The sequence below is a fragment of the Ponticoccus sp. (in: a-proteobacteria) genome, from assembly GCF_048381735.1.
In genome coordinates, this window is record NZ_JBLXGL010000003.1 from 352,464 (window position 1) to 378,872 (window position 26,409).

Annotated in this window: 26 protein-coding genes and 1 tRNA gene; 12 read left to right on the top strand and 15 right to left on the bottom strand. The window is 69.3% G+C overall.

The window, feature by feature from the left end:
* Positions 1 to 21: 21 nt before the first annotated feature.
* Complete coding sequence (locus tag ACN5KJ_RS08770; RefSeq protein ID WP_418593367.1) at positions 22 to 1,299, bottom strand: RsmB/NOP family class I SAM-dependent RNA methyltransferase; 1,278 nt, start codon at positions 1,297 to 1,299, stop codon at positions 22 to 24.
* A 78-nt stretch (positions 1,300 to 1,377) separates the two neighbouring features.
* Between ACN5KJ_RS08770 and ACN5KJ_RS08775 the strand changes: the two genes are divergently transcribed.
* Positions 1,378 to 1,575: a DUF1674 domain-containing protein gene (locus tag ACN5KJ_RS08775; protein ID WP_206564100.1), complete on the top strand. Its 198-nt coding sequence runs from the start codon at positions 1,378 to 1,380 to the stop codon at positions 1,573 to 1,575.
* A 493-nt stretch (positions 1,576 to 2,068) separates the two neighbouring features.
* Here the strand turns inward: ACN5KJ_RS08775 and dapB are convergent, their stop codons facing one another.
* Complete coding sequence (gene dapB, locus ACN5KJ_RS08780; RefSeq protein ID WP_347165803.1) at positions 2,069 to 2,881, bottom strand: 4-hydroxy-tetrahydrodipicolinate reductase; 813 nt, start codon at positions 2,879 to 2,881, stop codon at positions 2,069 to 2,071.
* Between the two features lie 109 nt (positions 2,882 to 2,990).
* On the opposite strand from dapB, the gene rbfA reads away from it, so the two are divergent.
* The 7 genes from rbfA (at position 2,991) to lpxK (ending at position 9,134) form a co-directional block, all read left to right on the top strand.
* Entirely contained in the window at positions 2,991 to 3,386 is a 396-nt protein-coding gene (gene rbfA / locus ACN5KJ_RS08785; protein WP_418593368.1) for a 30S ribosome-binding factor RbfA, read from the top strand.
* A gap of 4 nt (positions 3,387 to 3,390) precedes the next feature.
* A complete protein-coding gene (locus ACN5KJ_RS08790) occupies positions 3,391 to 4,149 on the top strand; it encodes a phosphodiester glycosidase family protein (RefSeq protein WP_418593369.1) in 759 nt (252 codons plus the stop codon).
* Between the two features lie 125 nt (positions 4,150 to 4,274).
* Positions 4,275 to 5,621 (top strand): TldD/PmbA family protein, encoded by a 1,347-nt coding sequence (locus ACN5KJ_RS08795; protein WP_418593370.1) that lies wholly within the window; start codon positions 4,275 to 4,277, stop codon positions 5,619 to 5,621.
* Complete coding sequence (locus ACN5KJ_RS08800) at positions 5,608 to 6,381, top strand: 3'(2'),5'-bisphosphate nucleotidase CysQ (RefSeq protein ID WP_418593372.1); 774 nt, start codon at positions 5,608 to 5,610, stop codon at positions 6,379 to 6,381. Before ACN5KJ_RS08795 ends, ACN5KJ_RS08800 begins: the two co-directional genes overlap by 14 nt.
* A gap of 126 nt (positions 6,382 to 6,507) precedes the next feature.
* Entirely contained in the window at positions 6,508 to 6,747 is a 240-nt protein-coding gene (locus tag ACN5KJ_RS08805; protein WP_206564106.1) for a DUF4170 domain-containing protein, read from the top strand.
* 163 nt (positions 6,748 to 6,910) lie between these two features.
* Positions 6,911 to 8,137: a 3-deoxy-D-manno-octulosonic acid transferase gene (locus ACN5KJ_RS08810; protein ID WP_418593374.1), complete on the top strand. Its 1,227-nt coding sequence runs from the start codon at positions 6,911 to 6,913 to the stop codon at positions 8,135 to 8,137.
* 1 nt (position 8,138) lies between these two features.
* Positions 8,139 to 9,134, top strand: a complete 996-nt coding sequence (lpxK, locus tag ACN5KJ_RS08815; protein WP_418593375.1) for a tetraacyldisaccharide 4'-kinase — start codon at positions 8,139 to 8,141, stop codon at positions 9,132 to 9,134.
* A 203-nt stretch (positions 9,135 to 9,337) separates the two neighbouring features.
* Here the strand turns inward: lpxK and ACN5KJ_RS08820 are convergent, their stop codons facing one another.
* Entirely contained in the window at positions 9,338 to 10,198 is an 861-nt protein-coding gene (locus tag ACN5KJ_RS08820) for an N-formylglutamate amidohydrolase (RefSeq protein ID WP_418593376.1), read from the bottom strand.
* A 151-nt stretch (positions 10,199 to 10,349) separates the two neighbouring features.
* Between ACN5KJ_RS08820 and ACN5KJ_RS08825 the strand changes: the two genes are divergently transcribed.
* Together ACN5KJ_RS08825 and ykgO are read left to right on the top strand one after the other, a co-directional pair.
* Positions 10,350 to 10,424 (top strand) — tRNA-Val (locus tag ACN5KJ_RS08825).
* A 100-nt stretch (positions 10,425 to 10,524) separates the two neighbouring features.
* Entirely contained in the window at positions 10,525 to 10,650 is a 126-nt protein-coding gene (ykgO, locus tag ACN5KJ_RS08830; RefSeq protein ID WP_005859170.1) for a type B 50S ribosomal protein L36, read from the top strand.
* Between the two features lie 212 nt (positions 10,651 to 10,862).
* Here ykgO and ACN5KJ_RS08835 read toward each other — a convergent pair whose 3' ends face one another.
* The 12 genes from ACN5KJ_RS08835 to ACN5KJ_RS08890 all read right to left on the bottom strand — a co-directional run bounded on the left by ACN5KJ_RS08835 (position 10,863) and on the right by ACN5KJ_RS08890 (position 24,499).
* Positions 10,863 to 12,590 carry a peptidoglycan-binding protein gene (locus ACN5KJ_RS08835; RefSeq protein WP_418593378.1) on the bottom strand — a complete coding sequence of 576 codons (1,728 nt, stop codon included), beginning with the start codon at positions 12,588 to 12,590 and terminating at the stop codon, positions 10,863 to 10,865.
* A gap of 165 nt (positions 12,591 to 12,755) precedes the next feature.
* On the bottom strand, positions 12,756 to 13,928 hold the full coding sequence (locus ACN5KJ_RS08840) for a phenylacetate--CoA ligase family protein (RefSeq protein WP_347167944.1): 1,173 nt from the start codon (positions 13,926 to 13,928) through the stop codon (positions 12,756 to 12,758).
* Positions 13,925 to 14,926: a phosphatase domain-containing protein gene (locus ACN5KJ_RS08845; protein WP_418593379.1), complete on the bottom strand. Its 1,002-nt coding sequence runs from the start codon at positions 14,924 to 14,926 to the stop codon at positions 13,925 to 13,927. Before ACN5KJ_RS08845 ends, ACN5KJ_RS08840 begins: the two co-directional genes overlap by 4 nt.
* Positions 14,927 to 14,945: 19 nt before the next feature.
* Positions 14,946 to 15,770 (bottom strand): ABC transporter ATP-binding protein, encoded by an 825-nt coding sequence (locus ACN5KJ_RS08850; RefSeq protein ID WP_206564113.1) that lies wholly within the window; start codon positions 15,768 to 15,770, stop codon positions 14,946 to 14,948.
* 173 nt (positions 15,771 to 15,943) lie between these two features.
* Positions 15,944 to 17,242 carry an ABC transporter substrate-binding protein gene (locus tag ACN5KJ_RS08855; protein ID WP_418593381.1) on the bottom strand — a complete coding sequence of 433 codons (1,299 nt, stop codon included), beginning with the start codon at positions 17,240 to 17,242 and terminating at the stop codon, positions 15,944 to 15,946.
* 160 nt (positions 17,243 to 17,402) lie between these two features.
* Positions 17,403 to 18,479, bottom strand: coding sequence for a branched-chain amino acid ABC transporter permease (locus ACN5KJ_RS08860; RefSeq protein WP_418593382.1), 1,077 nt, complete (start codon positions 18,477 to 18,479; stop codon positions 17,403 to 17,405).
* A gap of 177 nt (positions 18,480 to 18,656) precedes the next feature.
* Positions 18,657 to 18,920 (bottom strand): hypothetical protein, encoded by a 264-nt coding sequence (locus ACN5KJ_RS08865; RefSeq protein WP_347165813.1) that lies wholly within the window; start codon positions 18,918 to 18,920, stop codon positions 18,657 to 18,659.
* Positions 18,917 to 19,171: a hypothetical protein gene (locus ACN5KJ_RS08870; RefSeq protein ID WP_347165814.1), complete on the bottom strand. Its 255-nt coding sequence runs from the start codon at positions 19,169 to 19,171 to the stop codon at positions 18,917 to 18,919. Before ACN5KJ_RS08870 ends, ACN5KJ_RS08865 begins: the two co-directional genes overlap by 4 nt.
* A gap of 63 nt (positions 19,172 to 19,234) precedes the next feature.
* The gene (locus tag ACN5KJ_RS08875) at positions 19,235 to 20,188 is read right to left on the bottom strand and encodes a branched-chain amino acid ABC transporter permease (protein WP_206564118.1); all 954 of its coding nucleotides are present in this window, start codon (positions 20,186 to 20,188) and stop codon (positions 19,235 to 19,237) included.
* Positions 20,189 to 20,353: 165 nt separating this feature from the next.
* Positions 20,354 to 21,169 carry an ABC transporter ATP-binding protein gene (locus tag ACN5KJ_RS08880; RefSeq protein WP_418593384.1) on the bottom strand — a complete coding sequence of 272 codons (816 nt, stop codon included), beginning with the start codon at positions 21,167 to 21,169 and terminating at the stop codon, positions 20,354 to 20,356.
* 211 nt (positions 21,170 to 21,380) lie between these two features.
* Positions 21,381 to 23,345 carry an AMP-binding protein gene (locus tag ACN5KJ_RS08885; RefSeq protein WP_418593573.1) on the bottom strand — a complete coding sequence of 655 codons (1,965 nt, stop codon included), beginning with the start codon at positions 23,343 to 23,345 and terminating at the stop codon, positions 21,381 to 21,383.
* A 299-nt stretch (positions 23,346 to 23,644) separates the two neighbouring features.
* On the bottom strand, positions 23,645 to 24,499 hold the full coding sequence (locus ACN5KJ_RS08890) for a LysR family transcriptional regulator (RefSeq protein ID WP_418593385.1): 855 nt from the start codon (positions 24,497 to 24,499) through the stop codon (positions 23,645 to 23,647).
* A gap of 101 nt (positions 24,500 to 24,600) precedes the next feature.
* Between ACN5KJ_RS08890 and ACN5KJ_RS08895 the strand changes: the two genes are divergently transcribed.
* Together ACN5KJ_RS08895 and ACN5KJ_RS08900 are read left to right on the top strand one after the other, a co-directional pair.
* Positions 24,601 to 25,728: a M20 family metallopeptidase gene (locus ACN5KJ_RS08895; protein ID WP_418593386.1), complete on the top strand. Its 1,128-nt coding sequence runs from the start codon at positions 24,601 to 24,603 to the stop codon at positions 25,726 to 25,728.
* The gene (locus ACN5KJ_RS08900; RefSeq protein WP_418593388.1) at positions 25,716 to 26,408 is read left to right on the top strand and encodes a gamma-glutamyl-gamma-aminobutyrate hydrolase family protein; all 693 of its coding nucleotides are present in this window, start codon (positions 25,716 to 25,718) and stop codon (positions 26,406 to 26,408) included. Before ACN5KJ_RS08895 ends, ACN5KJ_RS08900 begins: the two co-directional genes overlap by 13 nt.
* Position 26,409 lies beyond the last annotated feature (1 nt).

A 26,409-nucleotide genomic window follows, 5' to 3' on the forward strand; every position in this document is an offset into this window, starting at 1 on the left:
TCGGGGGCTGTTGCAGAGATCCTACCCCGCCGGGGCCGCGAAGTCATCAACGCTTTCGCCGCGCTGCAGGACCGCCATGTAGAACCCGTCCATGCCGCCGCGCCCGGCCCAGAAATCGGGCCGCAGGCGCAAGCCGCCCTCGCTGGAGCGCCAGGCCTCCTCGATCCAGGGCGCGTCCGGCCGCAGGACGCTCAGCCCCGGATGGCGTTGCAGGGCCTCGTCCACCTGGCATTCGCCCTCGTCGGGGATCAGCGAACAGGTCGCGTAGACCAGCCGCCCGCCGGGCTTCACCAGCCGCAGCGCGTGGTCGAACAGGGCCTCCTGCAGGCCGATCAACTCGCTGATGCGCTCGCCCTTGTGGACATGCGGCAGGTCCGGGTGACGCCGGATCGTGCCGGTCGCCGAACAGGGCGCGTCCAGCAGCACGGCGTCATAGGTCTCGTCATGCTCCAGCGCATCGCCCGCGATCAGTCGGGCCGCCAGCCCCGTGCGGGCAAGGTTCTCGCGCACCCGCTCCAGCCGCGCCTCGGACAGGTCGAGCGCCGTCACCTGCGCGCCCGCCGCCGCCAGTTGCAGGGTCTTGCCGCCGGGTGCCGCGCACATGTCCAGCACCTTCAGGCCGCGCAGATCCCCCAACAGCTTCACCGGCAGGGCGGCGGCGGCATCCTGCACCCACCAGTCGCCGGTCCCGAACCCCGGCAGGGCCGTCACCTGCCCCGCGTCCTGCAGGCGCAGGGACCCGGTGGGCAGGGCCTCTCCGCCCAGCCCCTCCGGCACGGCCCCCTTCATAGACAGATCCAGCGGCGCACCGGCGAAATGCGCCCGCTCCATCGCCGCCACCGCCTCTGGCCCCCAGGCCGCCACCAGGGGCCCGCGCAGCCACTTCGGCAGGCGCGGCACGCGCAGCCGTGCCCAGCCCTCCGGCCCGGTCTCCGCGACCTTGCGCAGGACGGCATTCACCAGCCCCTTGGCGCCCTGCGTGCGCTTGCCCTTCGCGGCGATCTCGACGCAATCGCTGACCACGCCATGGGCCGCGCCGCCCGCGCAAAGCTCTACCGTGCCCAGCCGCAGAATGTTCATCACCCGCACCGCGGGCGCCTTGCGCAGATGCGGCTTCAGCAGCTTGTCGGCCCGCTCCAGCCCGCGCAGCACCTCGATGGCCAGACGCTGGGCGGCGGCGCGGTCGGCGGGCGCCAGCGCCTCCAGCCGCGCCATTTCGGACAGCGGTCGCCCCTGCGCAAGCACCTGATCCAGCAGGTCGACGGCGGCAAGACGGGCGGGGCTGGGGTTGGTGGACATGGCATCTCCGGGCGGCGGGACACCTTGCCCCGCGACAGGCGGGGCGTATATCAAGAGGCACGAAGCGAGGAAAGCCCGATGTCCGATACCCCCGAACAGCCCCGGGATCTGCCCCCCGCCGCCCGGCGCGCCCTGGCGGAAGCCGCAGAGCGCCGCGCCAAGGCCGAGGCCGAGGCCCGCGCCAACCCGGCCCCCACCGAACTCGGAGGCCGCGACGGCCTCGATCCCGCCCGCTATGGCGACTGGGAGAAAAAGGGCATCGCCATCGACTTCTGACCGCGGCGGCACATAGCGGCGCGGACCCTGGCGCCGACCCGCGGGCCCCGCCGGTGCCATTCCCCACCGGCCTCCCCTGTCCGCACCCGGGCACAGCCCGGCCTCCGCCCCGGACGGACCGCCATGCTGGCTGCGCGCGCCAACCTGCAACCGCCCCTCGCGCTTACCGCTCCGGCAGAGGGCGAAACCGGTCCCCGGCATTTGCCCCGGAGCCGCCGTCGCCTGCCCGCATCCGGACGGGCCGCTGCCGGGGGGCAAGAAAAATTGCCGAGGGGCCCCTTGGGGATACGGCCATTTTCCTTGGCCCCCCGGTGGCGGTTTGTCAGGCAAGGGCTCGGCGATGGGGGCTCCGGGGCTTTTGCCCTGGTGAGCCAGAGCTTGAACGCCCTGGCCATCCGCGCCGGTTTTTGGGTCAGACCCAATCCGGGTCGGCGGGTGGGCGCCTTGCCGAAGGCAACAGTCCCAGCCGCAGGCCCGGATATCGGCGCGGGCCTCAGCTCAGGCCAAGGACATCCAGCATGTCGTATTCCCCCGGCGCCTTGTCCTGCCCCCACAGCGCCGCCTTCAGGGCACCCCGCGCAAAGAGCGACCGGTCGCTGGCGATATGCTTCAGCGTGATGCGCTCGCCGGCAGTGGCAAAGATCACCTCGTGCTCGCCGACGATATCGCCGCCCCGGATCGCGTGGAAACCGATGGCGCCGGGCTCGCGCGCGCCGGTGATCCCGTCGCGACCCCGGTCCGACACCGCGTCAAGCGCAACGCCACGGCCCGCCGCAGCCGCCTCGCCCAGCATCAGGGCAGTGCCCGAGGGCGCGTCGACCTTGCGGTTGTGATGGGCCTCGACGATCTCGATGTCCCAGTCCAGGTCCAGCGCCTTCGCCACCTGCTCGGTCACCTTGGTCAGAAGGTTCACGCCAAGGCTCATGTTGCCCGCCCGCACGACGACCGCGTGGCGCGCCGCCGCCCTGATCTTCTCCAGATCCTCCGGGGCCAGCCCGGTGGTGCCGATCACATGCACCGCCCGCGCCTGCGCCGCCAGTTCGGCAAAGGCCACCGTGGCGGCTGGCGCGGTGAAGTCGATCACCGCCTGCGCCCGGGAAAAGGCCTCCAGCGGGTCGTCCGAGACCGCCACGCCAAGCGCCGCACCGCCCATGGCCTCGCCCAGATCGCGCCCGATCCAGTCATGGCCCGCGCGCTCCAGCGCCCCGGCGAGATGCAGCCGGTCATGCGCCGCGATCTCCCGCACGAGCATCTGCCCCATCCGGCCCGACACTCCGGTCACAACCACGCCCACGCTTTCGGCCATCCGCTTCTCTCCAGTTTTCCCGACGGCACCCCGGTGCCGCGTCCGGGGGCCTCAATAACCCGCCGCAGCCCGCTTGGCAAAACCCGGATCGAGGGCTAAGTCTTGCCCCATGTCACGCAACCGTTCCTCCGAGGGCTCCGGCCCCAGCCAACGACAGCTTCGTGTCGGCGAGGTGATCCGCCGCCGCCTGTCCGAAGTGCTTTCGCGCGGCGATGTGCACGACCCCGACCTGAATCGCATGACGATCACCGTCGGCGAGGTGCGCGTCTCGCCGGACCTGCGAATCGCCACCGCCTACGTGGTGCCGCTGGGCGGCGAGGGGCAGCAGGCGATGTTCGACCTGCTGCACCGCAACCGCGGAGAGCTTCGGCGCCTTCTTGCCAAGGGGCTCGACCTGAAGCACGCGCCAGAGCTGCGCTTCCGTCTCGACGAGACCTTCGACCGGCTCGACGACACCCGCCGCATCTTCTCCGATGACGCCGTGCGGCGGGACCTGGAGAACTGAGCGCATGGCCGCCGCCGCCGTTCGAACGGGCGCCCTGCTCGCCGCGCTTGTCTGGGCGCTTCTGCCCGTCCGGGCCGAAGCCGTGGACTGCCGGAACGTGGCCTTCGAGGACAGCCGCTACACGGTTTGCGAGGTCGACGCGGCACAGGAGCGCCTGAGGCTCTTCCTCGACGACCCCGAGGGCGCGCCCTGGGGCCAGTTCAACCGCCTCGAGGCGGCGCTGGAGGCCGAGGGCCAGGACCTCGTCTTCGCGATGAACGCGGGCATGTACCACGACGACCGCGCGCCGGTGGGCCATTACGTCGAGGACGGCGCAGAGGCGATGCGCGTGGTGCCGGACCCCGGGCCGGGCAACTTCGGCCTCTTGCCGAACGGCATCCTGTGCATCCGCGACACCCGCACCGACGTGATCGAGACGCGGGATTTCCTGGCCAGTCGCCCGCGCTGCCGCCACGCCACGCAATCCGGCCCGATGCTGGTGATCGACAACGAATTGCACCCGCGCTTTCTGCCCGACAGCACCTCGCGCTATATCCGCAACGGCGTCGGGACCTCGGCCGACGGGCGCCGCGTGGTCTTCGCCATCTCGCGCAACACCGTCACCTTCCACGAATTCGCCCGGCTGTTCCGCGACGGGCTGAAGCTGCCGAACGCGCTGTTTCTGGACGGCAATGTCTCGCGGCTGCACGCGCCGCAGCTGAACCGCTCCGACATCGGGCGCCGCATGGGCCCGATCGTCGCCGTCACCACCCCCGCCGACTGAGGCAGCCGAATTCTTGCAAAGAATTCGGGCCGGTTTCTTTGCAAGAAACCGTCTCCCCGCCGCCGCCCTTGCGTCCCGGTCGCGACCGGCCTACCTCGGAAGCAGTCCCAAGCCCGAGGTTCCCCATGCCGCAGACGCCCCTTTCGCTTGCCGAACAGCTGATCGACGCCGCCCGCCGGGCCGGGGCAGACGCTGCCGATGCCATCGCGCTGTCGGGCACCGCGCTGTCCATCGACGTGCGCGGCGGCAGGCTGGAGCAGGCAGAGCGCGCCGAGGGCACCGACATCGGCCTGCGCGTGCTTCTGGGCAAGCGCGCCGCCGTGGTCTCGTCTTCGGACGCGCGGCCCGAGACGCTGGCCGCCATGGCCGAACGCGCCGTCGCCATGGCCCGCGAGGCGCCCGAAGACCCCTATCTCGGCCTCGCCGATCCGGCGCAGCTGGCCCGGACCCGCGACGCAAGCGGGCTGGAGCTGCACGACCCGGCCCCCGAACCCGATCCCGCCGCGCTTCAGGACGACGCCCGCCGGGCCGAGGCCGCCGCGCTGGCCAACGCGGGCGTGACGCAGGTGCAATCCGCCACCGCCGGCTACAGCGCGCAAGAGATCGCGCTGGCCGCCACCAACGGCTTTGCCGGGCACTACCGGCGGTCCTCGCGCTATACCTCCTGCGTGGCCATCGCCGGTGAGGGCACGGGGATGGAGCGCGACTATGACGGCGACGCACGGGTCTTCCAGTCCGACCTGCGCAGCCCCGAAGAGATCGGCGCCACCGCCGCCAGCCGCGCGGTCGAGCGCCTGAGCCCGCGCAAGCCGAAGACCGGCGCCTACCCGGTGCTTTTCGACGAGCGCATCTCTTCCTCGCTGATCGGCCACCTTGTCGCCGCCATCAACGGCGCGCAGATCGCCCGGGGCGCGTCCTGGCTGCGCGACGCGCTGGGGCAGCCGGTTCTGCCCGCGGGCCTGAGCCTGCACGAGGATCCGTGGAAGCCGCGCAGCAGCGCCTCGCGCCATTTCGACGCCGAGGGGCTGGCGACCCGGCCCCGCGCGCTGGTCGAGAACGGCGTGCTGACCGGCTGGACCCTCGACCTTGCCAATGCCCGCAAGCTTGGGCTGGACAGCACCGCCAACGCGGTACGCTCGGTGGCGGGCGGGGTCTCGCCCTCGACCTGGAACCTGTCGCTGACCCAGGGCGAGCAGAGCCGCGAGGCGCTGATGGCGCAGATGGGCACCGGCCTGCTGGTGACCTCGATGATCGGCTCGACCATCAACCCCAACACCGGCGACTATTCGCGCGGGGCGGCGGGGGTCTGGATCGAGAACGGCCAGCCCGCCTACCCGGTGTCCGGCGTGACCATCGCGGGCAACCTGCGGCAGATGCTGGCCTCGATCGTGCCCGCCAATGACGCCCGGCCCTGGCTGACCCGTGTCGTGCCCTCGCTGCTCGTCGAGGGGCTGACGCTTGCCGGAGAGTGATCTCAGCCTCCTGATCGATGCCGCGCGGCGGGCCGGGGACACCGCCCGCGCCTGCCTGTCGGAACCGCTGGACGTCCGCTACAAGGACGCGGGCGCAGGCCCCGTCACCCGCGCCGACCTGGCGGTGAACACCCTGCTGCACCGGGTTCTAGGCAGTGCCCGGCCCGACTATGGCTGGCTCAGCGAGGAAAGCCCCGACACAGCCGCCCGGCTGGGCGCCAAGCGGGTCTTCATCGTCGATCCCATCGACGGCACCCGCAGCTTCATCGACGGCGAGAAGACATGGGCGCATTCCATCGCCGTGGCCGAGCAGGGCCGAATCCGCGCCGCCGTGGTCTACCTGCCGCTGCTCGACCGGCTTTACGCCGCCGCCGAAGGCGCGGGCGCCCGGCTGAACGGCGCGCCCATCGCGGTCACCCGCCGTGCCAGCGCCGAGGGCGGCACGATCCTTGCCAAGAAACCCACCTTCGAGACCGGGAACTGGCCCGGCGGGGTGCCCGGCATGACCCGCGCGCACCGGCCCTCGCTGGCCTATCGGCTCAGCCTCGTGGCCGAGGGACGCTATGACGCCATGCTGACCCTGCGCCCGACCTGGGAGTGGGACATCGCCGCCGGGGCGCTGATCCTGTCAGAGGCCGGGGCGCAGGTCACCGACCGGCGCGGCGCGCCGCTGCGGTTCAACAATGCGCACCCGCAGACCGACGGGGTGCTGGCCGCGAACGCGACGCTGCACGGCGACCTTCTCGACCGGCTGATCTGAGGCGCCTGCCCGATATCGCGGCACCCGGAAAGGCCTTGGCAGGCCTGGCAGGACGCCAGCCTTGACCGGCGGGCCGGGATGGCTAGGGTCGCCCTCAGCAGCAACGCGCAAGGGGGCCGGTCTGCCATGCAACGTCTTCACCTCGTCTTTGGCGGCGAACTCGTCGACCCGACCAAATCGGTCTTTCGCGACGTGGACGACATCCACATCGTCGGCATCTTCCCGGATTACGACAGCGCCTACAACGCCTGGAAGGCAGAGGCGCAGCGCACCGTGGACAATGCCCACATGCGTTATTTCATCGCCCACCTGCACCGCCTGCGGGAAGAAGAGCAAGAGACCTCTTCGACCGAGGAGCTGGGATGACAGGCCGCCCTGCACGGGGCTTGGGCCCAGCCTGCCCGCCGGTCCAGCAGGCCGGACCCTAGCCCCGCACAGGCGCCGCGCCCGCCCCGGGGCGGGCCTTTTCACCGGCGCGCGGGCATGGCATTGTGCCCGACCGAACCCTTCGGGCAGACAAGGACCCGCGTTGAAGCCCCCTGCCGCCTCTCCCTCGCGCCGCGCGCTCAGCCTGACGGCCTACCTGACCTATGCCCGGGGCGGCGCCGCAAGCGCCGCCTCTCCCGAACCGCTGCGCCGCCCGCCCGGCCCGCTGGTCTGGGCCCATGCGGACAGCGCCCGCCGGGGCCGCGCCCTTGCCAGCCTCTGCGCCCGCCTGCGCCTGCAGCGGCCCGAGGTCACCGTCGTCCAGAGCGGCGAGATCCCCCCGCAACCCGAGGCGACACAGGTCGCGCTGCCCCGCGAACAGCTGACCGATTGCGAGGCCTTCGTGTCGCAGCTGAAGCCCGACGTGCTGCTCTGGGCCAGCCAGTCGCTGCGGCCCGCCCTGCTGCACGCCACCGCGACGCAGGGCTGCACGATCATCGGGCTGGACGCTGCCGACGCGGCCTGGCCCACCGCGGCCCCGCGCTGGCTGCCCGATCCGGCAAGCGGCGCGCTGTCGCTGTTTTCGCATGTCTTCACGCAGGGCAACGCGGCCTCGCGGCGGCTGCGCCGCATGGGGGTCACCGGCCCCATCCTGCACGACGCGGCGCCGCTGCTGGACACCCCGCCGCCGCTGGACTGCCCGGACCGCCTGCACGCGGAACTGGCCGCAACCCTGACCGGGCGCCCGGTCTGGCTGGCCGCGCATCTGCGCGCCGAAGAGATCGGCGACGTTCTTGCCGCCCACCGCCACGCCGTGCGCCTTGCGCACCGGCTGCTGCTGATCGCCGTACCCGCCAGCCCGCGGGACGAGGCGCTGATTTCCCGCGCCGTGCGGGCCTCGCAGATGCGGGTCTGCGACTGGGAAAACGGCGACATGCCCGACGAGTACACGCAGATCCTTCTGGCCGCCTCGCCGGACGAGCTTGGGCTCTGGTACCGGCTGGCGCCGCTGGCCTTCCTTGGCGGCTCTCTGGTGCCGCGGGCCGGTGGACAGGACCCCTTCGAGGCCGCTTCGCTGGGCGCCGCGATTCTCTACGGCCCCAACGTGGGCAAATATCTCGATGCCTATTCGCTGCTGGTCGAGGCGGGCGCGGCGCGCATCGTGCGCGACGCCGACTCTCTGGGTACGGCGGTCTCGCATCTCGTGGCGCCGGATCAGGCGGCCAGCATGGCCCACGCGGGCTGGGACGTGATCTCGTCCCGGGCGGCGCTGGTGGACGAGGTGCTGGCCCTGGTCGGAGAGGCGCTGGACGCCCGGAGGTCTGCCTGACATGCGCCCGCCCGCCTTCTGGAACACCGACCCCGAGCACCCCGCCTGGCAGGCCCGCCTGCTGGCCCCGCTGGGGGCCCTGACCGCCGCCGCCACCGCGCGGCGGGTGGCGCGGCCGCCCAGCCACCGCCCCGGCGTGCCGGTGATCTGCGTCGGCAACGTCAACGCGGGCGGCACCGGCAAGACGCCCACGGTGATCGCCCTCGCGCAGCGGCTGGCGGCGCGCGGGGTGACGGCCCACGTCGTCTCGCGCGGCTACGGCGGCCGGCTGGAAGGCCCGGTCCGCGTGGCCGACCACAGCGCCGACGAGACCGGGGACGAGCCGCTGCTGCTGGCCGCCTTCACGCCGACATGGGTGGCCAAGGACCGCGCGAAAGGCGCGGCAGAGGCCGAGGCGGCGGGCGCCGACTGCATCCTGCTGGACGACGGCTTGCAGAACCCCGCCCTGCCCCGCGACCTGACGGTGGTCACGGTCGATGCGGCGGCGGGGTTCGGCAACGGGCGCTGCCTACCCGCCGGGCCGCTGCGCGAACCGGTCGACCGGGGCCTGAGGCGCGCCGACCTGCTGCTGTCCATCGGCGCCCCCGCCGCACAGGACCGCTTTGCCGCCACATGGGGGGCGCGCATCCCTGTGCCGCATCTGACCGCCCACCTTGAGCCGCTTCAGACCGGCATGGACTGGGAGGGCCTGCCGACGCTGGCCTTCGCCGGGATCGGCCACCCCGAGAAGTTCTTCGCCACCCTGCGCGGGCTGGGCGCCGAGCTACGCCAGACGGTTTCGCTGGACGACCACCAGCGGCTGGCGCCCGCGCTTCTGGCCCGGCTGGAGCACGACGCCGCCCGCATGGGCGCGCAGCTTGTCACCACCGAGAAGGACGCGGTCCGCCTGCCGCCAGAGTTCCGGGGCAAGGTGCTGGCCCTGCCGGTCCGGCTGAGCCTGCACGACGCCGCGCCGCTCGATGCCGCTCTGGACCGGCTGTTCCCCAGCGTGCCGTAAGACAGAAAGCGGAATTTCCGGGCCCGCTGGTCTGCTTTGGCCGCGGGACGGTGCTGGCGCCTCGCTTTGCCGCCGGGCGCGCGCCGGGGCTGATCGCACTGCCCCCTGTCACGGCCCACAGCAGCCCAAACGGACTACCGCCTGTGTATCTGTACCCGAGAAAGGCCAAGGCCCCGGCGGTCCGGCGGCCCTCGTGGAGGCGGTTACTCTGCCGCCATCCGCTGCTCTCCGGCGCCAAGCGCCGCGATGTCCGAGACGACACCGCGCAACACGCGCCGGATGGTGTGGAAATCCTTGTTCGGCCGGATGCGCTGTTCGTCCATGTAAAGCGAACGGTCGATTTCCACCTGCACCGCATGCTGCCCGCGCGAGGGGCGCCCGTAGTGCTGGGTCGTATAGGCGCCCGCGAAGGGCACGTTGCGCGCCACCACGAAACCCGCCTCGACAAAGGCCGCCTCGACCCGTGCGACGATCCCGGGCGAGGCCGAGGCCCCGAAGCGGTCGCCGATCACGATCTCGGGCCGGGCACCGCCGCCCCGGGTGGCGCCGTCCAGCGCCTCATGCGGCATCGAGTGGCAGTCGATCAGCACCGCCTCGCCGAATCGCTCGTGCGCCTGTCGCAGCAGCAGGTGCAGCCGCTCGTGGTAAGGCGCCCAGATCCGGGCGATTCGCTTGTCCGCCTCGACCCGGGACAGCTTGCCGCGATAAATCGCCCGCCCGTTCGCCACGACGCGCGGCACCACACCCAGCCCGCTGGCGACCCGGGGGTTGTGACCGCCACGCTTCAGCCCGTCGATCAGCGCCGGGTCCAGCTCGTCCGCGGCGCGGTTCAGGTCGACGTAGGCACGCGGCGCACCGGCCCGCAGCAAGGGCGCCCCGAAGTGCGGGGCACAGTCGAACAGCCTGTCCACATAGGCATCTTCAGAGGTGCGGATGCTGTGTTCGTCCAGAACGGTAGTGCGCAGGAAGGTCCAGGGATAGTCGCGGCCCGAGTGCGGAGAGGCGAAAACCACGCGCGACGTGTGGGCTTCGGGCAGATGCAGATGGTAAGCGGTCTGTGGCATCCCGGCTCCTTGTGATGGGCGATCATAGACTGATTTCTTTGTTTGCCAAAAGCCCTTGATCCCACCCCGGAACCTATTTATAGAGCGCTGCACCGGCGCGGAAAACTCCGCGCCTCTGTCTTTCAGGGGCGCGCAGACCACACCGGCCATAGGGCGATTAGCTCAGCGGTAGAGCACTTCGTTGACATCGAAGGGGTCACTGGTTCGATCCCAGTATCGCCCACCATGGAATTCACCGCCCCGCCCGGGGCGCGCCTGTCAGGCGCACGGGGCGGGGCACGGGCCTTAACCAGGCGCTCGCGCGCCGCGATATCGGGAGAGACGACATGAAAGTCGCCAACTCGCTCCGCTCGCTCAAGAACCGCCATCGCGACTGCCGCGTTGTGCGCCGCAAGGGCCGCGTCTACGTGATCAACAAGACGCAGCGTAAGTTCAAGGCCCGTCAGGGCTGAACGACCGCCCAGAGCGAACATCTCCAGAACCCGCCTGCCCCCGGCAAGCGGGTTTTGTTTTGCCTGTATGCCATACCCGAACGCTCCGGCCCGATCGCCCCGGCGCCCGATGGCCCCGGGGCCCTGGGCGGCAAGCGGCGGGGTGGGCCAGTGACCCGCCGCACCCGGTCCCGGGCGGGCCGCAGGCGAATCGCGACCCGACGCCTTTGCCCTCAGTCGTTGCCCAGAACCCCATCCGCCAGAAGCCGGACCACGGTCTGCTCGTCAAAATACCCTGACACCCGTAGGCCCCGCGTTTCCTGATAGCGGCGCAGGGCGCGGCGGGTGTCTTCGTCGAAGCGCCCGTCGACCTCGCCCACCGGCAGGCCAAGCTGCGACAGCCGGGCCTCGGCCAGCCGCTTCGCCACGGCATTGAGGTTCAGCTCTGCCTCTTCCTGACGCGCCACGGCCACGTCCTGTACGCGCCCGCTTTCCTGCTCCAGCCGCCGGACACGGCTTTCCGCCTCGGCGGCGAAGGCACCGCCCGGGAAGGTTTCCAGGTAATCGCGGTAGGCCTCGACCGTGCCGCCCGCCTCGGCGCGCTCCCAGGCCTGGCGGTCAGAGGCGGCGGCGCGCTCTTCGCGCTGCCGCTCTATCTCCCGCAAGAGCGCGCGGGCGTCCTCGACAAAGGCGCCGTCCGGGAAGCGTTCGAGATAGGCGCGGATAGAGGCCTCGTCACCCCGGCCCTGCATGTCGCCCCAGAACAGCCGGTCCTGCCGCTCCAGTTCGGCCTGCCGCTGTTCCGCCTCGCGTTCCAGTTCGGCGGCGCGGGCCGCGGCCCGGGTGTCGATGGTGGCGATCTGCCCGGCGGTCAGGTAGCCCGAGGTCTCGACCCCCTCATCCTTTTGCCACGCCTTGATGGCACCGCGCGTGCCAGAGCCGAAGATGCCGTCGATGCCGCGCGTGTCGAAACCCAGCATGGTCAGGTCGCGCTGCACCGCGCGCCGCGCCTCGCGGTCCAGTTCCAGCTGCTCTTCCGCCCGGCGCTGCTGGTAGAAGGGTTCGTCTTCGATGGCCTTCAGCCGCTGCCGCGCGGCACCGGCAAAGGCGCCCTCGGGGAAGCGCGAAAGATAGGCGTCGTAGCCCTCTGCCGTATCGGCGCCCTGGGCAAGGTTCCAGGCAAGCTCGTCCTCGGGGTCGACGGCGGGGGCCTCCGGTTCCGGAGCGGGTTCGGGCGCTTCGGCTTCCGGCGCCTCGGGGTCGGGCAGCGGCGGTTCGGTCGCGCCCTGCGGGGCGCCTGGCTCTTCGGGCTGCACGATCACAAGATCCTGCGGCGCGTAGCCTTCCAGCGTCAGCGCGTAGTCCGCCGCGGCGCGCGACAGAAGGCGCCCGGCCCGCGCAAGGTCGCGCGCGGCGTAGCGCGCCACATCCGCCGCCGGCCCGCGCAGGACGGTGACGCCCTGCGGAATGTCCAGATCCCCGGCACCCAGACGCAGCCAGGGGCCGACCTCGGGCTCTGCCGCCGATTCGCCAAGGATCAGGAAAGCGCGCCCGGGGTACTGCTCCAGCACGCTCAGCGCCGCGTCCAGCGGGAAGGCCTCGGTCAGCACGCGGGCCTCGTCGATGGCGCCGTCGCTTTCCACCGGCAGCAGGTAGGCACCGCCGGTCCCATGCAGGAAGGCCCCGGCCAGCACGATCACCACCGGCCCGCCCGCGTCCTCTGCCAGCATCTCGGCGAAGGCCCCGAAGGCCTCGCGCATGGCCGGGGCGTCGGCGTCCTGCACCTCGGCCACGTCGAAGCCCTTGTCGCGCATGGCCTGCGCCGAGGCCGCCACCCGCGCCGCGCCGAACAGGGTCTGCATGGCGCTGTAACGGCTGTTGCCGATCACCAGCGCGTCGCCCTCGGCGAGCGCGGGCGAGGCCGCAATCAGGGCCATGGCCGCAAGTGTCGGAATACGCATGACAAATACCTCATGAATCGGGGCGTTTCCGATAGCCTACCCGGCATGTCCCGCAGGACAAGCGCCGCAAGCGAGCCCAGGGGCGGCCCCCTGCCCCGCCATTCCGCGACCACCCACCGCGTCAACGGGAAATTTCACAGCGCGGGCAGAGGCTTGACAGGCCCCTCAGTCGTAGCTGCGCGCGTCCTCGATCACCAGACCGTCGCGCGGCAATCCGCCGAGCGGCACAAGCTCTACCGCGCCCCGCAGCTTCAGGATCTCGGCGATGCTCTTTTCATAGGCCGCCGCATCGGCCGCCTCGGTCTCGATTCGCACCGTCATCACGTCCGTCTCGCCATCCCGAGAGGCCACGACCCGCGCCCGCGCCACCTCGGCATGGCGCGCCACCAGCTCTGCGACCTGCTCGGGCCGCACGAACATGCCCTTGATCTTGGTGGTCTGGTCGGCGCGACCCATCCAGCCCTTGATGCGGGTGTTGGTCCGTCCGCAGGGCGACTCGCCGGGCATCACGGCGCTCAGGTCGCCGGTGGCGAAGCGGATCAGCGGGTAATCGGGGTTCAGCGTGGTCACCACGACCTCGCCCACCTCGCCCTCGGGCACCGGGTCGCCGGTGCCGGGGGTCACGATCTCGACGATCACCCCCTCGTCGAGGATCATCCCCTCCATCGCCGCGCTCTCATAGGCGACATTGCCAAGATCGGCGGTCGCGTAGCACTGCAGGCAGGCGATGCCGCGATCCGCGTACCACTGCCGGAGCGAGGGGAACAGCGCACCGCCCCCCACCGCCGCCCGGGTGATCCCCAGCGCGTAGCCCAGTGCGTCGGCCTTTTCCAGGATCACCTTCAGGTAGTCCGGCGTGCCCGCATAGGCCGTCACGCCGACGTCGCGCGCGGCGCGGGCCTGCAACTCGGTCTGGCCGGTGCCGGCGGGCAGCACGGCGGCGCCGACCGCCCGCGCGCCGTTCTCGAAGATCATCCCGGCGGGCGTCAGGTGGTAGCCGAAACAGTTCTGCACGATGTCCCCCGCGCCGATCCCGCAGGCATGCAGGAAGCGGCCCATGCGCCACCAGTCGTGGCTGGTGCCGCCCGGTTCGTAGATCGGCCCCGGCGACTGGAAGACATGGGCGAGGTTCGACACCGGCAGCCCCCCGAAGGGCGGCTGCCCGGCCTGCCGCGCCACAAGATCCGACTTGCGCAGCACCGGCAGGGCCGCCAGCTCTGCAAGATCCGCGACCGCCTGCTGACCGTTCCGCGCCAGCTGCGCATTCAGCGCCTCCAGCTGCGCCGCCGCGCGCTGGTCCCGGCTGCGCGTCTCCAGAGCGTCGAAATAGCTGCTCATATCGCCTTCCCTTCCTGATCCCCCGGCAGCACCGCCGCGCCGAGGTCGTCGAATGAAGCCACAACGGCCACGGGCACCCCGCCCGCGCCGATCTCGTCCATCGCGGCGCGGGTCCGGGCAGAGACCCGCCCCGACGCCTGCCGCAGGATCACCCCGCCGATCCGCCCCGGGTGCCGCGCCACCGCGTCGCGGTAGACAAGGACATCCTTCTGCCCGGTGTCGCCGATCAGCCAGAACCGCAGCCCCGGCGTGGCGCAGAGGATCGCGTCGATCGAGGCGCCCTTGTGATCGCCATGCCCGGCCCCGATCAGCCCCCGGTCCGACACCCCCAGATCGCGCAGGAACATCGGCCCCGGCACCAGCCCGGCGCGGTCGAAGATCTTCTCGAGGAAGGCAAACAGGTTCCAGGGCGACGAACTGACGTAGTAGACCGGGTTCCGCCCACCCTCGTGCAACCGGCGCATCAGAGCGATGGCATCGTCAAAGACCTCTCGCGTCAGGGCATTGCCGGTGAAGGTGGTCCAGAGATTGCGCAGCAGCGAATGTGCCCCGGTGCGCAGGACCGTGTCGTCGATGTCGGAAATCACGCCGAAGCGCGCCTCGGCCTGCGGCACCAGAACCGGCATCGGCACCGGGTCGTCGCCGCCCTCCGCCAGCTCCGCCGCCACATGCACCCAGCCCGCGTGGTCGGGCGCGCGCGGCACGTGCAGCCGCACGTAGCCCTCGGCATCGGACAGCGCCTCGACCCCCTCGGCGCGCACGCGCACGTCGCGCACCTCCGAGGTCAGGAACAGCGACAGCATCTGCCTGAAATTCGTCCAGCGCGTCTGGTCCGCCTCGGGCGCCGCCCGCCGGACGGCGCTGACCACACGGCCCTGCAGGACCAGCCCGCCCGGCTCGGCATAGCCGCGATAGGCCTTCAGCATGGGCCGCCCCTCGCGCCGGAACGCCCGTTCGATCAATCCCTCGACGCCCCGCGCCGCCCGCGTCAATGCCATGCCACCTGCTCCTTTCGCTTCAGGCAAGCCAACGCTTGCGGCGGCGATAGGATCGCACGTCGCGGAAGGACTTGCGCCCCTCGTCCGACATGCCGAGGTAGAATTCCTTCACATCCGGGTTCTCGCGCAGCTCCTTGGCAGGCCCCTCCATCACCACGCGCCCGTTCTCCAGAATGTACCCCGAATGCGCGTATTTCAGCGCCACATTGGTGTTCTGTTCGGCCAGCAGGAAGGACACGCCCTCGTTCTCGTTCACCGATTTCACGATCTCGAAGATCTGCTCCACCAGCTGCGGCGCCAACCCCATGGACGGCTCGTCCAGCAGCACCGTCTGGGGCCGCGACATCAGGGCCCGCCCGATGGCGCACATCTGCTGTTCCCCGCCCGAGGTATAGCCGGCCTGGGACTTCCGCCGCTCCTTCAGCCGGGGAAAGTAATCGTAGACCATCTGCAGGTCGGCCTCGACCGCGCCCCTGCCGTCGCGCCGCGTATAGGCGCCGGTCAGAAGGTTCTCCTCCACCGTCAGATGGCCGAAGCAATGCCGCCCCTCCATCACCTGGATCACCCCGCGCTTGACCAGCGCCGCCGGATCCAGATCCTGCACCCGCTCGCCCTTGTAGAGGATGGAGCCCTTGGTCACCTCGCCCCGCTCGGAATGCAGCAGGTTCGAAATCGCCTTCAGCGTGGTCGTCTTGCCCGCCCCGTTGCCGCCCAGCAGCGCGGTGATCCCGCCGGTCTTCACCGACAGCGACACCCCCTTCAGCACGAGGATGACGTGATTGTAGATCACCTCGATATTGTTGACGTCCAGCAGGACCTCGTCTGACTTCGTGCTGTCCGGCATGGCACCCCTCCTCGCCGCGGGAACGCGACCTTCGTGCTTCTTCTTGGTCCAAGTACCCCTGCGCCCGAGCGCCGCAAAACGCAGCGCCGAGGCAGGGCGCGACGGGGCCGAAGGGCCTTCCCAAGGCCCTTTGGCACCCGGCGGCGAGGTCTCCCGCCGCCGGGCCGCCCGTGTCAGTTCGCTGCCGCGCAGTCGTCGTTCACCGGCCAGGGCGCGTTGGCCTCGGCGTATTCGGCGGCCTTCTCCACCGCCAGGGCGCGGTAGCTCTCGATATCCGGCGTCAGGTGGTCAGAGGCCTGCACGAACTTCTCGCCGTCCCACTCCATGATCCAGCCACCCGAATGCCCGGTGTGGTTGTTGCAGGAGGTCTTGAAGGGCGCGATCATGCCGGTCAGCCCCAGCTCCTCGATCCGGGCCTCGGTCATGTCGATGTTCTCCAGGCCCCAGCGCAGCTGCTTGGCATCGATCACATCGGTCTCGAAGTGCTTCTGCGCCGAGATCACACCCTCGGCGAGGATCGCCGAGATCAGCATGCCGCGTCCGTAGAACACGCCCTTCATCTCTTCCGCGTCGGTCTTCGACAGGCCCGCGTCGATGACATGCTTCTGCACATCCGCATAGACCGGTGCATCCAGGTTCGGGATCGACCACGAGATCGACTTGTAGCCCTTGCCTTCTTCTCCGACGAGCCGCAGGTCGGCGTCATGCCCGGCCCACCAGACGCCGATGAAGTTCTCCATGGGGAACTTGGTCTTCACCGCCTCGGTCACGGCTCCGGCGTTCATCGCGCCCCAGCCCCACATGACCACGTAGTCGGGCCGCTCGCGGCGGATCTGCAACCACTGCGCCGACTGGTTCTGCATCTCCTTCAGGCCGACCGGGATCGGCACCAGCTCGAAGCCCTTCTCCTCGGCCAGCTGCTCCAGCACCGGCAGCGGCTCTTTCCCGAAGGGATGGTCGAGATGCAGGTGCACGATCTTCTTGCCCTCCAGCGAGCCCTGCCCCTCGAGGTACTGGATGATCATGTCGGCGGCATCCCAGTAGCCGCCCGGCGTGTTGAAGGCCCACTGGAAGGTCTCGCCCTGCATCATCGGGCTGAAGCCGTAGCCCGAGGCAAGGATCGGGATCTCGTCGACATTGGACTTGGGCAGCACCTGCAGCGTGATGCCGGTGGACCAGGGCTGGGTCACGATGGCCTGCCCCTTGGTCTTCTCGTAGCATTCCACGCCCTTCTCAGTGGAATAGCCGGTCTCGCATTCCTCGGCATTGACCATGACGCCGCCGATGCCGCCGTCGCGGGCGTTCAGCATCGCCATGTAGTCCGCCTGCCCGTTCATCAGCGGAATGCCGGTGGCGGCAAAGGGGCCGGTCCGGTAGGCGAGGTTCGGCAGGTAAAGCTCTTCCGCAAGGGCGGACCCCGCCGTCAGTCCCGCCACCACGGCGGCGACGGCCAGTTTCGTGAAACGTGTCATAGTCTTTCTCCTCCCTGAGAATGCTTGCGTTTCGTCTTTGGTCTTGGGCGCGCCGGCTGCGGCGCACCGTCGGGTGGGTTTGCAACCCGCCATGGCCTGCGGCGCCTCCGGCCCCGGGCGGTCCCCTGGCGGTCCCGGTCCCGGCCGGACAGGCCCGCCATCAATGCGGGAAGGGCCAGATGATCAGCTTCTCCCGGATCAGCCGCCACAGCTGTGCCAGCCCGTGCGGTTCCACGATCAGGAAGAAGACGATCAGGCTTCCCACGATCATGATGTTCAGATGCTCCACCGTGGCGCTGCCGATGGGGATCCCCAGCGCGTTCGGCACCAGGTTCAGCACCACCGGCAGGCCGACGATCAGGATGGCGCCAAGGTAGTTGCCCATGATCGACCCAAGCCCCCCGATGATCGCGATGAAGAGGATGCGGAAGGACAGCGGGATGTCGAAGAGGTTCGGCTCTGCCGCGCCGCGCCACATGAAGACGAAGAGCGCCCCGGCAACTCCGACGATGTAGGAGGACACGGCAAAGGCGGTCAGCTTGGACTTCATCAGGTTGATGCCGATCAGCTCGGCGGCGATGTCCATGTCCCGCGTCGCCTTCCACGTCCGCCCCAGCGTGCCCCGCGTCAGGTTGATGCAGAGCATGGTCAGCAGGCAGACGATGAAGAGCACCACGTAATACTGCACGATGGAACTGGCCTGCGGCCCCGAGACATAGAGCCCGAAGATATCGAGGTTCGGCACCTGGATCGCGCCGGAGGCGTTGTAGTTGTAAAGCCAGGCCCATTTCTCGAACAGCCAGACAAGGAAGAACTGCGCCGCCAGCGTGGCGATGGCCAGGTAGAACCCCTTGATGCGCAGGCTGGGGATGCCGAAGGCCACCCCGATCCCCGCCGAGAAGACACCCGACAGCAGGATCGCCACGATCGGATTCATCCACGGCATGATGGTGATCAGCTTGTAGCAGGCATAGGCGCCGACCCCCATGAAGGCCGCCGTGCCCAGCGACAGCTGCCCGGCATAGCCCGTCAGCACGTTCAGCCCCAGCGCGGCCAGCGAATAGATCAGGATCGGGATCAGCAGCGTCTGAAAGGCGAACTCGCTGGCCGTCAGCGGAAAGATCACCCAGGCAAAGAGCAGGATCACCCCCAGCAGAAAGGCATCCTGCCGCACCGGGAACAGCGCCTGGTCCGCCTGATACGTCGTCTTGAACTGTCCCGCCGTGCGATAGAGCATCGCGTCTTCCTCCCTTTGCCGGCCCTCCCGGCCAGCCTGTTCTTCCGCAGGCCGGGCCTCTGCCCGGCCCCGCCGTCATCCTCCGGCCCGGTCTCCGCCCGCTGCCCGCCCAGAGGCGCGCGGCGCGCCGGTTTCGCGGCGGTCAGGCCCGGACCCGCAAGGCAGCGGGCGCCGCCGTCATTCCACACCCCCGTCCCGGGGCCCGCGCCGCACCATCGCGCCAAGGCTCATGACCCGCGCCATCATGCCCAGCGTCAGCGCCGCCCCGGTCAGCCCGACCGCCATGGCGCCGTTGACACTGGCCGAGACCAGCCCCGCCACGGGATGCACCGCGCTAGCGCCATCCTCGCCCAGTCCGTTGGCGCCCCGCGCGATATCCGCCACGCCCGGGTCGGTCTGCCGCCTCGGTCGCGCCCGGCTCTCGCGCATCGCCCTGGTCATTGCGCCTGCTCCAGCCCGGCATCGACCTCGAACCGCGCCCGGCTGCCCGAGGGCCGGGCATAGCCCGACCGCTCCGAATGCCGCACGATCCAGAAATAGGCCCACAGTCCCGCGGCCGCGCCCACCGAGGCCAGAAGCAGCGCGGCAACCATCCGCGAGCCCTCTTCCGGCGGCGTCGTCAAGGCGAGGTATCCAAAGGCCCAGAACCCGGCCCAGGCCACCACGTTGAGGATTGCGATCAGCTTTGCCACGTCTTGTCACTCCCTCGGGCGGGCTTCACCGCCTCCAGTCCGAAGATCGGTCGGACAGCCATCCTAGACACGCTCGATGATCCGCTCGCCGAACAGCCCCTGCGGGCGGAACAGCAGCACGATCAGCGCCAGCACGAAGGCAAACCATGTCTCGGTATTGCCGCCCAGCAGCGGCTGCCCCCAGTAGATCTCGAACAGCTTTTCCAGCACGCCGATCATCAGCCCGCCGATGATCGCACCGGTGATCGACTCGAGCCCGCCCAGCATCAGCACCGGCAGCGCCTTGAAGGCGATCACCTCCAGCGCGAAGGACACCCCGGCCCGCGCGCCCCAGGCGATGCCGGTGACCAGCGCGATGATGCCCGCGATGAACCAGACCAGCACCCAGACCGTCTGCAACGAGATGCCCACCGACAGCGCCGCCTGGTGGTCGTCGCCCAGGGCCCGGATCGCGCGCCCCATCTGGGTGTAGTTCAGGAAAGCCAGCAGCGCCGCCACCAGCAGAACCGCCACCACGACCACGGTGATATCGAGGTGCTGCAGGATCAGCAGCCCGCCCCAGGGCTCCAGCACCGTGTCGCCGGTGGGAATGCCCAGTTCCCCGGTGATCATCACCTTGTTCTCGCCGCCGAAGATGATCTCGCCGCCGCCGATCAGGAACAGGGTGATGCCGATGGTCGCCATGAAGAGAATGATGTCCGGCTGCCCGACCAGCGGCCTGAGCACGATCCGCTCGATGCTGACCGCAAGCACGAACATCACCCCCAGCGTCAGCGCCACGGCGATCCAGGCCGGGATGCCATAGGCATGCAGCCCCACCAGCGTCAGGGCGGCAAAGACCACCATGATGCCCTGCGCGAAGTTGAAGATCCGGCTCGACCGGAAGATCAGCACGAAGCCCAGCGCGATCAGCGCGTAAAGGACGCCCGAGACCAGCCCCTCCCATAGCACCTGCAGGAAGAAATCCGGTGCCTCGATCATATCCGCGAAGGGCGTGATGAAGATGTCTCTCAGCATGATCCTCTCCCCGAAGGCGTCCGGCCTTCATATTCTTCTGTCCAAAAATATCCCGGGGGTGAAGGCCGGTCCGCGCAGCGGCGAGCCGTCCGGGGGACGGATCGAGGCCGAGGGGCAGAGCCCCTTGCGACGCAGCCGCCCGCATGGCGTTCGAAAAGACGCGCCTTAATCATGCGGCACCCCCAGGTAGGCGTCGATGACGTCCTGGTTGCCGCGCACCTCGTCGGGCGTGCCGTCGCCGATCTTCTTGCCGTAATCCATGACCACCACCCGGTCGGACAGGTCCATGACCACGCCCATGTCGTGCTCGATCAGCGCGATGGTGGTGCCGAACTCGTCGTTCACGTCCAGGATGAAGCGGCTCATGTCCTCCTTCTCCTCGACGTTCATCCCCGCCATGGGCTCGTCCAGCAGCAGGATCGAGGGCTCGGCGGCCAGCGCGCGCGCCAGTTCCACCCGCTTCTTCAACCCGTAGGGCAGCCGCCCCACCGGGGTCTTGCGGATGCGCTGGATTTCCAGAAAGTCGATGACCCGCTCGACATGCGCACGGTTCTCCATTTCCTCGTCGCGGGCCTTGCCCCACCACAGCGCCTGCGCCGCGATCCCCGCCTTCATATGCGTCAGCCGCCCGGTCATGACGTTGTCCAGAACCGTCATCCCCTCGAACAGGGCGATGTTCTGGAAGGTCCGCGCGACGCCCATGCGCGCCACCTCGTAGGGCTTCATCGGCGGGCGCTTTTCACCCTTGTACCAGACCTCGCCCTCGGTCGGCGTGTAGAAGCCGCTGATGATGTTCAGCATCGAGGACTTGCCCGCCCCGTTCGGCCCGATGATCGCCCGGATCTCGCCCTCGCGGATGTCGAAAGAGATGTCCTGGATCGCCACCAGCCCGCCGAACTTCAGCGTGATATTGCGCATCTCCATCAGCGTGCCGCCGATCTGCCGCCCGTCGGCGGTGACGTAGCCCTCGGTGTCCTTCATGCGCAGGCTCCCTGCTTCTTCTTGGCCCAAATACCCCGCTCCACAGCTGCAACCGGCGGTGGGCTCGCGGGCAGTAGCGCTCCCCGGACCCCATCTCCTGCGGGATGCTGGGGCAAGCCCCGGTTCGCCGCAGGCGACACACCGTCCGGGGAACCGTGTGAGGCGCGAACGGGCGAAGCCCTGCGATCCGCGCAGCGGGAGCCTCCGGCCGTCATTCCGCCGCCACCTTCGCCTGCGCGACGGGCCAGGTCTTTGCGTCCCGCACCGCCAGCGTCGCCTTGATCTTGCCCTTGCGGCCGTCCTCGTAGGTCACTTCGGTCTCGGTGTAGACGGACTCCGATCCGTCGTACAAAGCCGTCACCAGGTCCTCGAACTTCTCGCCGATCACCTTGCGGCGGACCTTGCGGGTGCGCGTCAGCTCTCCGTCGTCGGCGTCCAACTCCTTGTGCAGCACGAGGAAGCGGTGCACCTGACAGCCCGACAGCATCTCGTCCTGCGCGATGCTTTCGTTGACCTCTTCGACGTGGGCCTGAAGCGTCTCCAGCACCTGCGGGTGCTGCGCCAGCTCCTGGTAGGACGCATAAGCGATATTGTTGCGCTCGGCCCAGTTGCCCACCGCCGAAAGGTCGATGTTCAAAAAGGCGCAGCAGCGGTCGCGCCCGGCGCCGAAGACCACGGCTTCGAGGATGTTGGGGTAGAACTTCAGCTTGTTCTCGACGTATTTCGGCGCAAACAGCGCCCCGTCCGCCATCTTGCCCACGTCCTTGGCGCGGTCGATGATCCGCAGGTGGCCGCTGTCTTCCTCGATGAAGCCCGCGTCCCCCGTGGCCACCCAGCCCTCCGGGTCCTTGGTGTCCGCCGTCGACTCGGGGTTCTTGTAGTATTCCACGAAGGTCCCGGGTGAACGGTAGTAGACCTCTCCGCTGTCGCCGATGCGGATCTCGACCCCCGGCGCGGGCACGCCCACGGTGTCCGAGCGCACCTCGCCGTCCGGCTGCACGGTGATGAAGACGCTGGCCTCGGTCTGCCCGTAAAGCTGTTTCAGGTTGATCCCCAGCGAGCGGTAGAAATCGAAGATCTCCGGCCCGATGGCCTCGCCCGCTGTATAGCCCACGCGCACCCGGCTGAAGCCCATGGCATTCTTCAGCGGCCCGTAGACGAGGAACTCGCCCAGCCGGTACTTCATCCGGTCCAGCGCCCCCACCGGCTTGCCGTCCAGGATGCGCGGCCCGACCTTGCGGGCATGGGCCATGAAGTGCTTGAACATCCGCTGCTTCAGCGGCGAGGCATCCTCCATCCGGATCATGATCTGCGTCAGCTGCGTCTCGAAGATCCGGGGCGGGGCAAAGTAATAGCTGGGCGCGATCTCGCGCAGGTCGGTCATCAGCGTGTCGGCGCTTTCGGGGCAGTTGACGCAGAAACCCTTCCAGTAGGCCTGCCCGATGGAAAAGATGAAGTCCCCGACCCAGGCCATGGGCAGATAGGCCAGCACCTCGTCGCTGCGTTTCAGGTGGTCGAACTCGGCAGAGGACTTGGCCGCCTCGACGATATTGCGGTTGGACAGCACCACGCCCTTGGGCTTGCCGGTGGTGCCCGAGGTGTAAAGCATCACGCAGGTGTCGTCGTAGCCAAGGCCCGTCCGCCGCCGGTCCAGTTCCGGCAGGAATTCGTCGCGGGCGGCGCGGCCCTGCGACTGCACATGGTCGTACTGGTGCAGGGCGCTGTGGTCGTATTTCCGCAGGCCGCGCGGGTCGACGTAGATCATGTGTTCGAACTGGTGCAGGTCGTCCTGGATCTCGATGACCTTGTCGACCTGCTCCTGATCGGCGGCGATGACGAAACGCGCACCGCAATGGCCCAGGACATATTCCATCTCTTCGGCGACGGCATCCTGATAGAGCGGCACCGGCACCGCCCCGACCATCTGCGCCGCCACCATCGACCAGTACAGATAGGGCCGGTTGCGCCCGATGATGGCGATGAAGTCGCCCTCGTTCACGCCGAGGTTCAGCAGACCCAGCGCCAGCGCCTCGATCTCTTCCGCGGTCTCGGACCAGGTCCAGCTTTGCCAGATCCCGTATTCCTTCTCGCGGTACGCCGGGGCACCGCCGAACTCGGCGACATTGCGCTTGAGCAAGTCGGGAATGGAGCGCAGACCAGCCGCGCCCTCAACCATGTGAGCCAATCCGTTTCCTCCCTGCGCCGGTCTTTCCGGCCTCCGCCGAACCCGTTGGCCGGGCCCTTCTCCATGGCGGACGATTCTGTACCCAGTGTGGGACCCGCTCAGGCTTGCGGTCAACTTTTTCCTGATGTTTTCCCAATTCTTACGAATTGTAACAGGGGCCGCCCGGGTCGGCGGTGGATGGCGGCCTGTCCTTTCCCCGGCCCGGAATGGGCCCGGGCCGCGCCGCAGCAAGACCGGGCATCCGGCCCTGCCCCGGGCCGCGAGAGGCATCCGGACGGCGGCCTGGCGCGTCAGGCAACCTGCCCGACGAATCGCCGCAGCCTGTCGGCAAGGGCGCGCACGATCACCGGGGGATCGACGCTTGAAACCTCGACGATCAGGCTGAATTGCGGCAGCGGAGGCAGGCGCGGATGGGACCGGATCAGCGATGGATCGGTGCAATCCTCGATCGGCATCGCGCCGACGCCAAGGCCGGACCTGACCCCGGCCCGCACGCCTTCCAGCGTGCTGCAGGAACAGGCCGACCGCCACTGGTCCCCCGCCGCCTCGATCACCGCGCTGGCCGCGCGGAAGTACTGGCAGGGGCCGCTGACATGGGCCAGGGGGATCGCCGCATCGCCGTCCAGGTCAAGGCCCGGATCCGCGATCCAGACCAGCGGGCTGCGCGCAAGCGTCGGGTCGGTATCCGGGCCGACCGGGCGCCGCATCACCGCAAGGTCCAGATAGCCGTCGCGCAGCCCCTTGCGGTGCCGCTCGGACAGGCTGGCGTCGATGCTGACGGAGACCTTCGGCCTGGAGGCCAGAAACTCCTGAATGGCGGCCATGATGGCCGGGAACAGGTGGTAATCCTCGGGGATGCCCAGCCGGATCGCACCGCCCAGGTAGCTGGGGACAAAAGCCTCGATCAGGCGGTCGGCGGCGCCGACCACCTCCTGCGCGCGGACGCACAGGGCCTCGCCTGCCGTGGTCAGCTCACAGCGCCGTGTCGTGCGGTTGAAAAGCTGCGCCTGAAGCCTTTCTTCCAGCTTCCGGATATGCCCGCTGACCGTCGACTGGCTGAGGTTCAGATGCGCCGCAGCCACGGTGAAGCTGCCCATCTCGGCAACGGCCAGGAAACTTTTCAGCGCGGTGGTGTCCATCGGCATTTATCACATATTCCGATAAATGAAGCAAGCTTTACCGATTATGTTTGCGGAACGGATGCCGTAGCTACCCCGAAGCCCGAAGTGGAGAGGAAAGGGGAGACATGGTTCATTCCGATTTGTTCGACGCCGTCGCTTTCACCGCAGAGCTGGTCCGCATCCCCAGCTGCGACCCGCCGGGTGGCGAGCTTGCGGTGGCGCAGGCGGTGGCACGCCAGCTTGCGGCCCTCGGGATCGAGCACGAGCTTGACGAGTTCCTGCCGGGCCGCGCCAATGTGATCGGTCGGGTGCGCGGAACCGGGGCCAAGCCGCCCCTGGTGCTGTCCGCCCATCTCGACACCACCCCCGTGGGCGAGCAGGACTGGCAGTTCCCGCCCTTCGCCGGCGATGTTGTCGATGATCGCCTGCGCGGGCGCGGCGCCTCGGACATGAAATCGGCGGTCGCGACCTTCATCGCCGCCGCCGACCGGATCAACCGGCGCGCCGAGCCGCTTGCGGGCGACGTGATCCTGGCCTTCACGGCCGGGGAAAGCGCCAACTGCCTTGGCGCGCACCATCTGGTGAAATCCGGCTTCCAGTCGGAAATCGGCGCCTTCCTCTGCGGCGAGCCCAGCACGCTGGATATCATCGTCGTAGAAAAGGCGATCCTGTGGTTGCAGGCCACGGCCAAGGGCGAGCTGGGGCATGTCTCTGGCGCGGCGGGCATCAATGCCATCGACCTGATGGTCGATTTCCTGACGGACCTTCGCGGCCTGACGCTGGACCTGCCCGAGCATCCCCTGCTGACGCCGCCCTCGGTGAACGTGGGCAGGATCGAAGGCGGCAGCGCGGTCAATGTGACGCCCGACCGGTGCTCTGCCGAGATCGACGTCCGGTTCGGCCCCGGCATCGCGGTCGAAACGGTGATGGCGCAGCTGGAAGCGGTGCTGCCCGCGGGCGTCTCGCTAGAAATCACCGATTTCAAACATGCGGTGGAAGAACCCTCGGACAGCGATTTCGTGGCCGCCTGCACCGCGGCCATCGCCAGCCGAACGGGCCATGCGCCGCAGATCAAGGGCGTGTCCTATTACAGTGACGGTGCGATCCTTCTGGAAGGTCTGGATGTGCCCTTCGCCATCGTCGGCCCCGGCGATCTGGGCATGAGCGGCCAGGCGAACGAAACCGCCAGCGTAGAGCGGATTCGCCAGGTGGTCGACATCTATGTCGATATCGCCACGCGGTGGCTGTCGTGACCGCGCGGGCGCCGCTGATCGCCATCACGCCCGATTGCGACGACGGGGCGGGACGGCCGACGGAAACGCAGTACATCGTGCGCCGGAACTACGCCGAGGCCATCCGCGAGGCGGGCGGCATCCCGGTGATCCTCTCCTACGATATCGCGGAGATCCCGCGCTATCTGGAATGCTTCAGCGGCTTCCTGATCACCGGCGGCACCCCGAACGTCACCGTCAAACCCCTTCGGACCGATTTCGAGATGGCGCTGATCGGCGCCGCGCTGGATGCGGGCCGCCCGCTGCTGGGGATCTGCAACGGCATGCAGATGATCGGCCTGACCCTTGGCGGCACGCTGATCGACAGCATCCCGGACGAGATCGAAGCCGCGGCAGAGCACCTGCCCTTCGCGGTGCCCGACCGTTTCGGACACCGGATCGCCATCGCGCCCGGCACCAGGCTTGCCGGGCTGGCGCAGGCCGCAACCGCAGAGGTGAACAGCCTGCACCGGCAGGGCATCGGCGGCAGCGGCAGCTTCGTTGTTTCCGCGGTTGCGCCCGACGGCGTGGCCGAGGCCATCGAGGGGCTGACCGAAAGCTATTGCGTCGGCCTGCAATGGCATCCCGAGTACCGACTGTCGCGGCTCGACCGCGCCATCGTCAACGATTTCGTGCGCGCCTGCTGCGGCGCCGACGACTAGC

Coding starts and splice junctions, on each gene's coding strand:
- ACN5KJ_RS08770 (WP_418593367.1), bottom strand. CDS start 1,299: ATGTCCACCAACCCCAGCCCCGCCCGTCTTGCCGCCGTCGACCTGCTG.
- ACN5KJ_RS08775 (WP_206564100.1), top strand. CDS start 1,378: ATGTCCGATACCCCCGAACAGCCCCGGGATCTGCCCCCCGCCGCCCGG.
- dapB (WP_347165803.1), bottom strand. CDS start 2,881: ATGGCCGAAAGCGTGGGCGTGGTTGTGACCGGAGTGTCGGGCCGGATG.
- rbfA (WP_418593368.1), top strand. CDS start 2,991: ATGTCACGCAACCGTTCCTCCGAGGGCTCCGGCCCCAGCCAACGACAG.
- ACN5KJ_RS08790 (WP_418593369.1), top strand. CDS start 3,391: ATGGCCGCCGCCGCCGTTCGAACGGGCGCCCTGCTCGCCGCGCTTGTC.
- ACN5KJ_RS08795 (WP_418593370.1), top strand. CDS start 4,275: ATGCCGCAGACGCCCCTTTCGCTTGCCGAACAGCTGATCGACGCCGCC.
- ACN5KJ_RS08805 (WP_206564106.1), top strand. CDS start 6,508: ATGCAACGTCTTCACCTCGTCTTTGGCGGCGAACTCGTCGACCCGACC.
- lpxK (WP_418593375.1), top strand. CDS start 8,139: ATGCGCCCGCCCGCCTTCTGGAACACCGACCCCGAGCACCCCGCCTGG.
- ACN5KJ_RS08820 (WP_418593376.1), bottom strand. CDS start 10,198: ATGCCACAGACCGCTTACCATCTGCATCTGCCCGAAGCCCACACGTCG.
- ykgO (WP_005859170.1), top strand. CDS start 10,525: ATGAAAGTCGCCAACTCGCTCCGCTCGCTCAAGAACCGCCATCGCGAC.
- ACN5KJ_RS08835 (WP_418593378.1), bottom strand. CDS start 12,590: ATGCGTATTCCGACACTTGCGGCCATGGCCCTGATTGCGGCCTCGCCC.
- ACN5KJ_RS08840 (WP_347167944.1), bottom strand. CDS start 13,928: ATGAGCAGCTATTTCGACGCTCTGGAGACGCGCAGCCGGGACCAGCGC.
- ACN5KJ_RS08845 (WP_418593379.1), bottom strand. CDS start 14,926: ATGGCATTGACGCGGGCGGCGCGGGGCGTCGAGGGATTGATCGAACGG.
- ACN5KJ_RS08850 (WP_206564113.1), bottom strand. CDS start 15,770: ATGCCGGACAGCACGAAGTCAGACGAGGTCCTGCTGGACGTCAACAAT.
- ACN5KJ_RS08855 (WP_418593381.1), bottom strand. CDS start 17,242: ATGACACGTTTCACGAAACTGGCCGTCGCCGCCGTGGTGGCGGGACTG.
- ACN5KJ_RS08860 (WP_418593382.1), bottom strand. CDS start 18,479: ATGCTCTATCGCACGGCGGGACAGTTCAAGACGACGTATCAGGCGGAC.
- ACN5KJ_RS08865 (WP_347165813.1), bottom strand. CDS start 18,920: ATGACCAGGGCGATGCGCGAGAGCCGGGCGCGACCGAGGCGGCAGACC.
- ACN5KJ_RS08875 (WP_206564118.1), bottom strand. CDS start 20,188: ATGCTGAGAGACATCTTCATCACGCCCTTCGCGGATATGATCGAGGCA.
- ACN5KJ_RS08880 (WP_418593384.1), bottom strand. CDS start 21,169: ATGAAGGACACCGAGGGCTACGTCACCGCCGACGGGCGGCAGATCGGC.
- ACN5KJ_RS08885 (WP_418593573.1), bottom strand. CDS start 23,345: ATGGTTGAGGGCGCGGCTGGTCTGCGCTCCATTCCCGACTTGCTCAAG.
- ACN5KJ_RS08890 (WP_418593385.1), bottom strand. CDS start 24,499: ATGCCGATGGACACCACCGCGCTGAAAAGTTTCCTGGCCGTTGCCGAG.
- ACN5KJ_RS08895 (WP_418593386.1), top strand. CDS start 24,601: ATGGTTCATTCCGATTTGTTCGACGCCGTCGCTTTCACCGCAGAGCTG.